15 protein-coding genes are annotated in these 10,185 nt (G+C 67.5%); 8 read left to right on the top strand and 7 right to left on the bottom strand.

All coding sequences use genetic code 11. The features are described 5' to 3' along the window. The first annotated feature begins 10 nt into the window (after nucleotides 1-10). Together AO398_RS14430 and AO398_RS14435 are read left to right on the top strand one after the other, a co-directional pair. Nucleotides 11-769, top strand: coding sequence for a Crp/Fnr family transcriptional regulator (locus tag AO398_RS14430; RefSeq protein WP_058192819.1), 759 nt, complete (start codon nucleotides 11-13; stop codon nucleotides 767-769). 123 nt (nucleotides 770-892) lie between these two features. Next, nucleotides 893-1,126, top strand: coding sequence for a hypothetical protein (locus AO398_RS14435; RefSeq protein ID WP_058192835.1), 234 nt, complete (start codon nucleotides 893-895; stop codon nucleotides 1,124-1,126). A gap of 510 nt (nucleotides 1,127-1,636) precedes the next feature. Here the strand turns inward: AO398_RS14435 and AO398_RS14440 are convergent. The 3 genes from AO398_RS14440 to AO398_RS14450 form a co-directional block, all read right to left on the bottom strand. Further along, a complete protein-coding gene (locus tag AO398_RS14440; RefSeq protein ID WP_082643282.1) occupies nucleotides 1,637-1,972 on the bottom strand; it encodes a HigA family addiction module antitoxin in 336 nt (111 codons plus the stop codon). A 963-nt stretch (nucleotides 1,973-2,935) separates the two neighbouring features. Continuing rightward, nucleotides 2,936-3,886: an L-histidine N(alpha)-methyltransferase gene (egtD, locus tag AO398_RS14445; RefSeq protein ID WP_058192821.1), complete on the bottom strand. Its 951-nt coding sequence runs from the start codon at nucleotides 3,884-3,886 to the stop codon at nucleotides 2,936-2,938. Next, nucleotides 3,883-4,845 carry a methyltransferase gene (locus tag AO398_RS14450; RefSeq protein ID WP_058192822.1) on the bottom strand — a complete coding sequence of 321 codons (963 nt, stop codon included), beginning with the start codon at nucleotides 4,843-4,845 and terminating at the stop codon, nucleotides 3,883-3,885. Before AO398_RS14450 ends, egtD begins: the two co-directional genes overlap by 4 nt. Before the next feature lie 558 nt (nucleotides 4,846-5,403). Between AO398_RS14450 and AO398_RS14455 the strand changes: the two genes are divergently transcribed. Together AO398_RS14455 and AO398_RS14460 are read left to right on the top strand one after the other, a co-directional pair. Further along, nucleotides 5,404-5,979: a YgjV family protein gene (locus AO398_RS14455; RefSeq protein WP_058192823.1), complete on the top strand. Its 576-nt coding sequence runs from the start codon at nucleotides 5,404-5,406 to the stop codon at nucleotides 5,977-5,979. Nucleotides 5,980-6,084: 105 nt separating this feature from the next. Further along, a complete protein-coding gene (locus tag AO398_RS14460) occupies nucleotides 6,085-6,825 on the top strand; it encodes a DUF4336 domain-containing protein (protein WP_058192824.1) in 741 nt (246 codons plus the stop codon). A 22-nt stretch (nucleotides 6,826-6,847) separates the two neighbouring features. Here AO398_RS14460 and AO398_RS14465 read toward each other — a convergent pair whose 3' ends face one another. Continuing rightward, nucleotides 6,848-7,132 (bottom strand): hypothetical protein, encoded by a 285-nt coding sequence (locus tag AO398_RS14465; protein ID WP_058192825.1) that lies wholly within the window; start codon nucleotides 7,130-7,132, stop codon nucleotides 6,848-6,850. Nucleotides 7,133-7,205: 73 nt separating this feature from the next. Next, on the bottom strand, nucleotides 7,206-7,553 hold the full coding sequence (locus tag AO398_RS14470; RefSeq protein ID WP_058192826.1) for a hypothetical protein: 348 nt from the start codon (nucleotides 7,551-7,553) through the stop codon (nucleotides 7,206-7,208). A 220-nt stretch (nucleotides 7,554-7,773) separates the two neighbouring features. On the opposite strand from AO398_RS14470, the gene AO398_RS14475 reads away from it, so the two are divergent. Continuing rightward, nucleotides 7,774-8,040: a hypothetical protein gene (locus tag AO398_RS14475; protein ID WP_058192836.1), complete on the top strand. Its 267-nt coding sequence runs from the start codon at nucleotides 7,774-7,776 to the stop codon at nucleotides 8,038-8,040. 32 nt (nucleotides 8,041-8,072) lie between these two features. Here the strand turns inward: AO398_RS14475 and AO398_RS14480 are convergent, their stop codons facing one another. Continuing rightward, nucleotides 8,073-8,315, bottom strand: a complete 243-nt coding sequence (locus tag AO398_RS14480; RefSeq protein ID WP_201025768.1) for a hypothetical protein — start codon at nucleotides 8,313-8,315, stop codon at nucleotides 8,073-8,075. A 150-nt stretch (nucleotides 8,316-8,465) separates the two neighbouring features. Between AO398_RS14480 and AO398_RS14485 the strand changes: the two genes are divergently transcribed. Beyond that, entirely contained in the window at nucleotides 8,466-8,699 is a 234-nt protein-coding gene (locus AO398_RS14485) for a DUF2171 domain-containing protein (RefSeq protein WP_058192827.1), read from the top strand. Between the two features lie 9 nt (nucleotides 8,700-8,708). Here the strand turns inward: AO398_RS14485 and AO398_RS14490 are convergent, their stop codons facing one another. After that, complete coding sequence (locus AO398_RS14490; RefSeq protein ID WP_244498775.1) at nucleotides 8,709-9,035, bottom strand: hypothetical protein; 327 nt, start codon at nucleotides 9,033-9,035, stop codon at nucleotides 8,709-8,711. A 242-nt stretch (nucleotides 9,036-9,277) separates the two neighbouring features. Here AO398_RS14490 and AO398_RS14495 point away from each other — a divergent pair, with 242 nt between their 5' ends. Next, nucleotides 9,278-9,649 carry a hypothetical protein gene (locus AO398_RS14495; RefSeq protein WP_201025770.1) on the top strand — a complete coding sequence of 124 codons (372 nt, stop codon included), beginning with the start codon at nucleotides 9,278-9,280 and terminating at the stop codon, nucleotides 9,647-9,649. 60 nt (nucleotides 9,650-9,709) lie between these two features. Continuing rightward, nucleotides 9,710-10,006 (top strand): hypothetical protein, encoded by a 297-nt coding sequence (locus AO398_RS14500; RefSeq protein ID WP_058192829.1) that lies wholly within the window; start codon nucleotides 9,710-9,712, stop codon nucleotides 10,004-10,006. Nucleotides 10,007-10,185: the final 179 nt, after the last annotated feature.

Here is a 10,185-nt window from a genome sequence, read left to right on the forward strand (position 1 = left end):
ATGAGCACCCGTGGCACAGCTTCAGCAGGCCGACCTGCGCAACCGCCTCCTCCGGGCGCTCGCACCGGACGACTTCTTAGCGCTGCAGCCTGCGTTGCGCCGGGAAGACATGGCCGTTCGGCGGATCATGATCGCTGCCCACACGACCATCGAGACGGTCTACTTCGTGGAGGCCGGCATCGTCTCCGTGACGAACGACGGGATGCGCGGCCGGGTGGAGATCGGGCTGATCGGCCGCGAAGGTCTGGTCGGGGCCGCCCCCGTCCTGCTGGGTGACGACCGCACCCCCTACACCCATTTCGTGCAGGCGCCCGGGCGCATGCTGGCGATCGATGCGCCCGCCCTGCTCGGGGCGGTGGAGGCGCGTCCGGCCATGCGCCTCATGCTGCTGCGCTACATTCACACCCACTTCGCGCAGACCGCGCAGACGGCCTTCGCCAATGCGCGGGGCAACACCCCGATGCGGCTGGCCCGCTGGCTGCTGATGTACCAGGATCGGAGCGACAGTGACGCCGTGATGGTCACGCACGAGTTCATGTCGCTGATGCTGGGCGTCGAACGGCCCGGCGTGACGGCCGCCCTGAGACGGCTCGAGGGGGACGGCTTCGTGCGCAAGCATCGCGGCCTCGTCGAGATCGTCGATCGCGATGGCCTGCTCGAACTCGCGGGCGACAGCTACGGCACGGCCGAGGCCGAATATGACCGTCTGATCGGTGAGCTCGGCACCGGAGGCGCCGGCACCCCGATGGCGCCATCCCGCGGCCCGTGATTGCGTGCGTTCGCCGAGGCTGAGCCGGCCTCCACGTCGGCGGCGCGCGCCATACCGGCCGGCAGGATCGATGACGGGGCCTCCCGCGTTCTCCTGACGGCTCACCGTCTCGGGAGGATCGTCGTGGGACTCAGTGCTTTCGTCTTCTTCATCGTGCCCTGGATGCTCGTCGCAGCGTGGCTGTTCCGGTCATCGGGCGGCTTCCGGATGGGCGTCCCCGCGACGCCCTGGCGCGCGCTGACGGATTTCCCGGAGCCGCAGCGGGACCAGCGCGACATGGTCGATACCAGTGCCGTGCCGAAGGGCGCCGCGTCGAACACGGCCGACGACAAGCACCGGCCGTTCCAGGCCGGGTGAGCCGTTGTTTGATCTCAGGCTGGCCATTGTCTGAACCGGCCGTGCGCGCGATACGAAGCAACCGCGCGGCTGTTACGGACTTCCCGCTGAATGTCTCCCGTCAGCACCTGCTGCGACACCAGCCCACGCGTGTCGGCGGCCCCTTCGCGCGCGGGATCGCGTGGATCGGTTTGATCCGACCGCGATGCAGTCGCGAGGATAGCCAAAGGGGCGGCAGAAGATCAGAGACTTACGGCTCCGCAAGGTCGAACAAGCCTCTCGCTGGCACGACCGCCCTCGCTGCTCACTCCATTCGTGCACGCCCCGCTCTCATCCGTCGATCTTATGGCCGAGGGCCTGTCGAGCAGGGGCATCGACCAGCGCTGACGGATTGGCCGCCATATCTCGGCAGCTTCCCGTCAAGCGCTGGAGCCGTCCCATGAATGTGAATGCCCAGGGCTGGGCATCCCGAAGCTTCGGTGGGCGGCCCGGCTACCAGCTACCGGGTCTCCCAACGGCCGCGAAGCAATCTCACCCGAAAACGCGCAGAAGCCCGGTCGCCTGGGGTTTTGCTTGCGCCTTGAGCTGACCCTGGCGAGCCTGGTCACGCTTCCGCACCTTGGCGATGTCGAACTGCTTCTGCATCTCCATCATAGATTCCATCTTAAATCCGAACGTCTTTTCGATTTTAAGAGCCATCTCTGCAGATAGACTGGTCTTCTCGTTCAGAAAATCGGACAGCGATTGGCGGGTGACGCCGAGAAGGGCGGCTGCGGCCATCACGGTCAAGTTGCGGGGTTCGACGATATTGCGACGAATAAAAGCACCGGGATGGCATGGATTCTTCAACGCGTAGGGAATGCCCATCATCTTTCCTCACAAAAGCGCTGGCCTGAGTTCTTCGAAAATCAGCACACACCTGTGGGATTGATCGTCGTGTCTCCGTGGGGGCTCCTTATCGATCAGGCAGTTCCTGGCTCGCGACGCGTCCCAGAAAGCGCCTGAAAGAGACACTTCGCTTCAACGCCTCAAGTCTGATCAAGTCGCGTTATAGATCACACCCCTGTCAGACCGCGCCGAACAGGAATATCAACTTTACCGGAGTGCTCGTTACCGTACTGTTCGCGCAACCATTAATTGTCGCGCCGACACATCAGAAGATACGTTATATTTTTTACTTCTCCGGCGAGCGGCGCGGGAAATATCGATCTGCGTGTCGCCTGTCAAGCGACGCACGACACGATTTTTACTCAGCACAAATCATCGCTTGCCTCTTTATTGAAGAGATCAATCCATGATTTTTCGATAAGTTACGTATTATCTCTTCGTATAATTTTGGATGCGCGGCGAATTGCTGTCCATATTGGGAGAAAAATAGTGCGCCGGAACAGGCGCTCTCGAACGACACGAGAGGAGTATTGTCCCCAAGCGAGACCCGTCCACCGTCACCGGATGAGGCGCGGGGCCTTTCGCACCTTGCCCGCCGCGTCCGCGCGAGGAAGCAGGGAAGGCAAGCATACGTTGCGTCGTGCGCTGAACGGGCTGCGCCACGTGACGGAAGGACCCGCGCTTGGCGACCGATGCGGTACGACCTGTCACGTGGGTTCGCTGGAGATCGGAAAGTCCTTCGCTGACGGTCGCCTCGAGCCGTCGCCCAGCTTGCCGGGCAGTCCATGCCCCGTGCGGCACAGGCCCCGGGCCGCATCGGTGAGCGGAGCGCGGCCGTCCTGAACACCCGGATCTCTGGATTGAGGGCACCTCACAAGACTCCCGCTTCCCGGGCGTCCTCCCTTGACACCCGACGATGCCACGGGAATTTCGTGCGAGACTCTAAGTCGCTCCGCCCATGCCCTCCAGCAGGTGCAGATTGAAACTCCCCGCCTCCGCTTCCCAGAGCACGCGTGGCTGCCAGCCGCTCTGGCTCGCCAGAGCCTGGAAGAGCGCGGGGGCGTATTTGTGGGATGTATCGGTGCGGATACGCTCGCCGGCGGCGAATGCGATCGTCTGCCCGCCCAGGCGATAGGTGGCCGGGCGGATCGCCACGAGATACGCCTCCACCCGCTGCGGATCCGGATAGAGTTCGATGCGGTGCCGGAAATTGTCGAGGTCGAAATCGGCCCCGAGCTCGCGGTTGAGCCGGACCAGGATGTTGCGGTGGAACGCCGCCATCAACCCGTCCGCCCCGCCATAGGCACGCTGCAGGCGCTCGGGTTCGCTCGTCGCATCGGCTCCCACGAGGAACAGGCTGGGGCCGAGGGTCGTCCGCGCCCGCTCCAGGAACAGGGCGGCCTCCGGGGGCGCGAAGTTGCCGATGCTGGTACCGGGATAGAAGCCCAGGATCCCGCCGGGCCCCGCCGCGACCGGGAGCTGCACAGGCTTCGTGTAATCGGCGCAGACCGGGACCATGGCGATGTCCGGGTAATCCGGCGCCAGCCGGCCGATCGCTTCCGCCAGGTATGCGCCCGAGATATCGATCGCCACGTAGGCCGCCGGCTCGGGCAAGGCGTCGAGCAGGGTGCGGATCTTGCGGCTCGCACCGCTGCCGAACTCCACCACGGTCACGCCCGGGCGGACCCGAGCCGCCAGCGCGGCGGCGACCTGGGGCAGCAGCGCCATCTCCTGGCGGGTCGGGTAGTAATCCGGGTTGTGGCAGATCTGGTCGAACAGGTCGGAGCCGGTCGCATCCCAGAGATACTTGCCCGGCAGGGTCTTTGGCGCGGCGGTGAGGCCGGACAGGGCATCGCGCAGGATTTCCTCGCGCGCATCGACGGGGCCGCTCATGGCCGCGTGACCGTCAGCACCACCAGGGCGAGCCGCTCGACCTCGGCGTAGCCGGCGTTGGCCAGCTCCTCGCCGTAGGCATCCGGATCGAACTCGCGATAGGTCCAGGCCAGGCCGGCCCGGGCGCAGGCCTCGGCCACGGCATCCCGGAACGGGTCCGTCCCCGCGACGATCGCCGCGCCGGTGAACAGGACGACGGTGCCCCCGGGGGCGAGCCGCCGGATCGCCTGCTCGACCACCGCCAGCGGCAGGCCGGCCCCGAGCGAGCCGCCGCCGTGCCGATAGGCCCGGGCCGCGGGGTCGATCATGAAGGGCGGGTTCGACACGATCAGATCGAAGGAGCCGTCCACGTCGCGCAGCATGTCGCTGTGCCGGGCCTCGACGCCGTCGGTGCCGGCCAGACGCGCATTGACCCGGGCGGCCCGCAAGGCGGCGTGGTTGATGTCGACCAGCAGGACTTCCGCCCCGGGCGACCGCTTGGCGATGCAGATCCCGGCCGCCCCCGAGCCGCAGCCGAGATCGACCGCCCGGCGCAACGGTGTTTTCCGCTGCTCCAGATGGGCCAGCACCGCGGAGACGAAGCGCATCGTGTCGGGCCCGAAGAACACCGCATCGGTGGCGCTCGGCGGGTAGACGGAATGGGCGAACAGCTCGCCATCCAGGCTGGAGAACCGCACAGACGCACGCAGACGGTGACCGTCCTCGACCAAAGCCCCGGCCTCCCGCATCAGCGCCAGGATCGGCCCGGGCAGAAGCTCCGCCCGGAACGGCCGGCTCCAGCCGAACACGTCGCGCAGGGTGTGGGCCTCGGCGTTGCACGACCGGGCGTTGACGATGGCGTGGGTGACCGGAGTCACGGTGGTGAACCCATAGCCGGCATCGCGCAGCGCGTGCCCCAGGGCCAGCAACGCCTCTTCGTTGTGCGGGAAGGGCTCCGGAATGGTATCGGCTTGCGTCATCGGCCTGTCCTCAACCATCGCTTCGGCCCATGACGGCAGTGGCGCGCCGCGAGCCGCGGGCCGTTCCAGCCTTCGGCGGGGCTTCGCAGGGAACGGCGGCGCGCATGCCCGATCCTGCGCAGGAACCGTCCCCACCCGCCGTGGGATTTGAAGGCCGGACGGCGGATGAACGACGTCTGCCGAGGATCGAAAGCTGCATGGGAACGCCCTGTCGGGTCGCCGAAGGGCGGCGGGGCGGACGTACCGCAGCCCGGATCGGCACCGGCGACATCCGGAGGTGAATGCCCAGAGAACCGAATCTCTCCGGTGTTGTTCCCACGATTGAAGACCCGATCGCAGCCATAACTTATGTTATTCAAGTGAAGGCCTCGGCCGAATACTGAACCAGCACATCCATTATCCGCAAAAACCCCTCGACCCGCCCGACAGGATTGCGGCGCTTCTGCCACGCTCGCACCGTCGTGATCGGCGGGCCGCCCACCGTTAACCCCCTGATTACCATGCGAACCTAGCGCAAAGGTCTGAAACGGCGCACCCGCGCCGCCTTGAGCGCGACCAATGATTGCCGCCGACTCCGTATTGACCTGGTACAACCTGGCCGGAACCCATCTCGATATCTTCGGATCCCTGGGTCTGACCCTCGGATTTATTGCCGGTCTCATGCCGCGGCGGTCCTGGATGCTTGCCGGCTCGGCGTCCTGCGCCGCCTGTTTCGGTGCCCATTACCTGACGCTCGGAGCGCTCACCGGCACCGCGATGTGCGCCATCGCGGTGGTGCAGAGCCTCGTCTCCCTGACCTGCCTCGGTGCACCGAACCGGAACGCCTGGGTCCACCCCCTGTTCGCCGCCACCACCTTGCTGGCGGCCTGGCTGACGATCACCACCTGGAACGGCACGCCCTCGGCCTGCGCGGCGCCCGCCGCGCTGCTGGCGACTGCCGCCCGCCTCAACGCCGCGCCGCAGACGATGCGGCTGCTGTTCCTGGGCGCCTCCCTGTGCTGGGCCGGCCACAATCTCCTGGTCGGCTCGGTCTTCGGACTGACCTGCGATCTCCTGACGATCCTGGGCCTCGGCATCGCCCTATGGCGCGCCCTCCCGCCCCGCCCGGTCGCCCCGGTCTATCTCCAGGCCTGACCGCGTGAATCGGGGCTGCGGCGATGCATCCGGGAAACCCGATGCGCCGTGGCGGTTGCCTGACGTCCCGGCCGTGTCGCCGGAGGCAACCGAGGAGACAAGGTCTTGCGTGAGGCGACGTATCCGCCCCTCGACGTGCTCAAGCCCGTGGCTGAGGGCGTCTGGATCGTCGATAGCGGCCCCTTGCGGGTGCTCGGCATGCCGCTCCCGGTCCGGATGAGCGTGGTCCGCCTCGGTGACGGCAGCCTGTGGCTCCACTCGCCGACACGCTACGACGCGGCCCTGCACCGGGCGATCGCGGCCCTGGGACCGATCCGCCATCTCGTGGCGCCCAACATCGCGCATTGGACGTTTCTGAAAGCGTGGCAGGAGCATTGCCCGGAGGCCCTGACCTGGGCGGCGCCGAACCTCCGCCAGCGCGGCCAGGTGCGCCGCTCCGGCCTGCGGATCGATCGCGTGCTCGCCGACGCTGCGCCGCCCGAATGGGCCCCGGATCTGCGCCAGATCGTGGTCCCGGGCGGTCTCGGATTCCGCGAGGTCGCGTTCTTCCACACGCGCAGCCGGACCCTGGTGCTGACCGATCTCGTCCTAAACCTGGAGCCGGCCAAGATGCCCGCGCTCCTGCGCCCGCTTCTGCATCTGGCCGGCATGACCGCGCCGGGAGGTCAGCCGCCCCCCTATCTGCGCCTCGTGATCAAGCTGCGCCGGGGCGACGCGGCGCGGGCGGCGGCGGAACTCGTCGCGCTCAGGCCCGACGCCGTGATCTTTGCGCATGGGCTGTGGTTCGCCCAAGACGGTACCGACCGCCTGCGGAACTCGCTGCGCTGGCTCGGCGATTTTTCCTAAGTGTCCAACGGCTTGATGCCTTTCAAGCGTCCGCCTGGGCCGGATCCGGCGTCTCGGCATCCTCGGCCGCGCCGGATCCGTCCAGCGACTTGGCCAGTTCCATCAGCACCTCTTCCACCATGGGTGGCCACGGCACCTTCTCCTCGTCCAGAAGCCGCGCCGCTCCGACCAGAGCGTTGATCTGTTCCTCGTAGACCGGCCGCTGGACCAGTTGCGCGTACCGCACGCGGGCAGCCAGGGCTGTCGCGAGGCGCTGGACTTCTGCAATCCGTGCGCTCGACGCGCCGGCGCCATCCCGGTTGCCCATCCCTCACCCCTCTCGGATCATCGCCGGGCCTAGATAGGCCCCAGGATGAGGGTAGGGAGCAATCCCGGTCTGCTCAGCCGGATCGGCGCGCATCCTCGATGCGGCGGGGCACGGCGGCGAGAAGCTTGCGCTTCCCGGACCTGTGGCGGACGAAATCCTCGAGCGGCTTGCAGGCCGGCAGCCCAGGCGCATCGCTCGGCGCGGCCAGGACGTCGTCGGACGGCGCGTCCGCCGGCAGTTCGACCCGCTGGCCGACGAGGTAGGCTTCGAGATCGATAAGACGGTGGCGCAACCGCCAGATATCGTTCTCGACGCCATTCAACTGAACCAGCAGATCGGAGACGGTTCCCTCGCGGGCCGCGATGGCCGACAGGACGCTGGCGCGCTCGTTCAGCAGCACCGCCTTGACGGTCGGGTTCATCGTAAGCCCCTCGATCGTGACGATGCCAGTAACGGGCCGTCCCGTGCAGAGGGCAAGCCTCAATAGAGCTTAGCCGATACCCCGAATGGCGAGACCGTGCCGCGCACCGCTCAGCCTTCGCGTGACGGCGATCCTCGCAACCCGCGCACGGGCGAGAACGGAACTTTCAGCCACCAAGTGCGTCGGTTCCACGCAGATGAATAAGCGCCGGGAGGTCACCATGCGCGCGCCCCTGAAGATCGCCACCCTCGTCGTCCTCGCCCTGGGCACACCGCCCGGTTGGGCCCAATCGGTGAGCCAGACGGGAACCGGCGGCGGCCCGCGCCCGCCCGCGAAGGCGCCCCACACAACGGCCACGGGTCAGACCGTCCCGAACCCCAGAGCGCTCGGCCCGAACGAGACCGGCAGCATCGATCGTCGCAGTCCGGCCGAGCAACGCAATGACGCCATCACCCGCGGCATCTGCGTCGGGTGCGCGCACCCATAGACGACCGAACCGCGCCGCGATCGGGAACGCCCTCAGCTCTCGGCCCGCAGGCTCTTGATGATGCGGCTGGCGATCTTGCGCACGGCCTCGTCGTCGCGCGCCTCACCCTCGGCCCGATCCCAGAGGTGATCCAGGCTGCGGTCGAGTTCGTCCAAAAGCTCCGGATGGCGCTGGGCCAGGAAACGGATCGTGCCGAACAGCAGATGCTCGGTTGCCATCTCGTGCCGGCTTGCGTCGGCAACTTGGTCCATCGGGGTGGAAGTCGAATTGGTCATGGCGCTCCAACGGCCCGGACGCCCCCTGGTTCGGTGGCGCCCATGCGGTGCGACGCCGTGGCGCCCGGAGGGCCGGAGTAGGTCCGGATGGCGCAGTCAGGAACTGCCCGGCGCGAGACACCGTTTGACGGCCACACAGGGAGGTCGACGATGGTTGATGCTGCGCAGATCCAGGAACATGCCGAGGTCGTCGGGTCCGACGGAGTGCATGTCGGCACCGTCGACCATATCGACAAAGGCGAGATCAAGCTTACCAAGCGCGATGCGGCCGCGGGTGGGCTGCACCACTACATCCCGCTGGATTTCGTCCGGGCCGTCGAGGGCGGCAAGGTCCATCTCGATCGGCCGGCCGACGAGGTGAAGCGCGAGTGGTCGACCTCCTGACCGACAGGCTCAGCGGCGGAGGCCGCCAATCCACGCGGTGAGCGGCTCCACGAACGCCGCCCAGGTCCGGGACCAGACAGTCCCGGTCCGGCCGTCCTGAGCAGGTCCGGCGGCCATGAGTGACGCAACGAAGGCATCCTCCTGCACTTTGCACTCATCGAGGGCGTTGCGCTCGTCCCCGGCCCGGCTCTGGCCTGGCGGCTGGTGGGCGTAGGAATCCCGCAGGCAGCGGTGCCAGGCCAATTCGAGCGCACGTGGATCGGTCGGTGCGGCCGCCAGCGCAACCGAACCGATATCGATCAGAACGAGCATCGCACAGAAGCTGAGCACGGGCATGCGCATGTCGCCCTTATGCCCGATTCGCCGGTTCTTTGCCTAGAACGAACGAGCAACAGTCGCGTGATCCGGACTGTGTCCGATCGGGCGCGGCACCAACCACTTGCGGTTGCGCCGGCTCGGCCGACGGGCGATGGCCCGTCGGCTTTCTGCGTCTTGGCCGCCGAACTGCAACAGCTTCCGGCCGGTAGGCCCTGTATGCGGGAACGGTCGGCGCGGTGGTGCGGGACGCGGGGCTCAACATGGACAAGTGGGTGCTGAGCCTGGTGCGACTCGCGGCCTGGATAATCGTCGCGGCGATCATCGCCATCACGTTGGTGCCGATCGGTCTCCGCCCGGTGGTGACGGCCAACCCGAGCTTCGAGCGAGCCGCCGCTTACGCGTTGGCCGGGCTGCTCCTGACCCTGGGCTACCCGCGGCGCTGGCCCTGGATCCTGATCGGCGCCGTCCTCCTGGCCGGCGGCCTGGAGGCTGGTCAGACCTTGACCGGCTCGCGCCACGGCCGGGTTGATGATTTCCTCGTGAAGGCCGCCGCCGCCCTCGTCGGCGGGATCGTGGGGCTCGCGATCGCCTCCCGGGCGGCCCGCCCCCGTCAAGCCCGCGCAAGCGACTGACGGGGAAACCGTCGAGTTTCCGCGACGTTGTCGTGCGGGGCTTTCATGCGAGGTGCTGACATGTTCAGCGCGGGCAAGCTCACGGGACGGTTCTGGTTCCGCAGGACGTGGACGGGCAAGCTGATCCTGCTCGTCGAGGAAGAGAAGCCACGGTGGTTCGGCCGCGGGACGCTGACCAAATCCCGCTGGCGCGATGCACGGTTGCTCGATCTGGCCGAGGTGCCGTTGCGCGCACTGATGACCTTGGAGCGGACCTACCGGGCAGACTACGCGTCCGGCGCAACCCCGCAGGCGGTTGCACCGCCGGTCCAGCGCGGTGCGATCCCGACGCCGATCGGGCGGGCTGCCAGCGCCTGAGCGTGAAGGCGCGGGCCGAGCTTGAAGGGCAAGGCTCGGCCCGCCTGCCGGTCGGCTTCCTACCCCCCGAAACCGGAGCGGCGCTTCGAGAGAACCCGGGATGGTTAAGACTCTCTGAACAGCGGCCCCCCGCATTCGGCCCCAGGCTCCCCGCCTGCCGGGGCTGCCCCTTCCCCCCG

It is taken from the genome of Methylobacterium sp. GXS13 (genome assembly GCF_001455965.1).
In the GTDB taxonomy this organism is placed as follows: Bacteria; Pseudomonadota; Alphaproteobacteria; order Rhizobiales; family Beijerinckiaceae; genus Methylobacterium.

Excerpts from the sequence above, each read along its gene's own strand:
- AO398_RS14440 (WP_082643282.1), bottom strand. The coding sequence starts at position 1,972 with ATGGGCATTCCCTACGCGTTGAAGAATCCATGCCATCCCGGTGCTTTT.
- egtD (WP_058192821.1), bottom strand. The coding sequence starts at position 3,886 with ATGAGCGGCCCCGTCGATGCGCGCGAGGAAATCCTGCGCGATGCCCTG.
- AO398_RS14450 (WP_058192822.1), bottom strand. The coding sequence starts at position 4,845 with ATGACGCAAGCCGATACCATTCCGGAGCCCTTCCCGCACAACGAAGAG.
- AO398_RS14455 (WP_058192823.1), top strand. The coding sequence starts at position 5,404 with ATGATTGCCGCCGACTCCGTATTGACCTGGTACAACCTGGCCGGAACC.
- AO398_RS14465 (WP_058192825.1), bottom strand. The coding sequence starts at position 7,132 with ATGGGCAACCGGGATGGCGCCGGCGCGTCGAGCGCACGGATTGCAGAA.
- AO398_RS14470 (WP_058192826.1), bottom strand. The coding sequence starts at position 7,553 with ATGAACCCGACCGTCAAGGCGGTGCTGCTGAACGAGCGCGCCAGCGTC.
- AO398_RS14475 (WP_058192836.1), top strand. The coding sequence starts at position 7,774 with ATGCGCGCGCCCCTGAAGATCGCCACCCTCGTCGTCCTCGCCCTGGGC.
- AO398_RS14480 (WP_201025768.1), bottom strand. The coding sequence starts at position 8,315 with ATGACCAATTCGACTTCCACCCCGATGGACCAAGTTGCCGACGCAAGC.
- AO398_RS14485 (WP_058192827.1), top strand. The coding sequence starts at position 8,466 with ATGGTTGATGCTGCGCAGATCCAGGAACATGCCGAGGTCGTCGGGTCC.
- AO398_RS14490 (WP_244498775.1), bottom strand. The coding sequence starts at position 9,035 with ATGCCCGTGCTCAGCTTCTGTGCGATGCTCGTTCTGATCGATATCGGT.
- AO398_RS14495 (WP_201025770.1), top strand. The coding sequence starts at position 9,278 with ATGGACAAGTGGGTGCTGAGCCTGGTGCGACTCGCGGCCTGGATAATC.
- AO398_RS14500 (WP_058192829.1), top strand. The coding sequence starts at position 9,710 with ATGTTCAGCGCGGGCAAGCTCACGGGACGGTTCTGGTTCCGCAGGACG.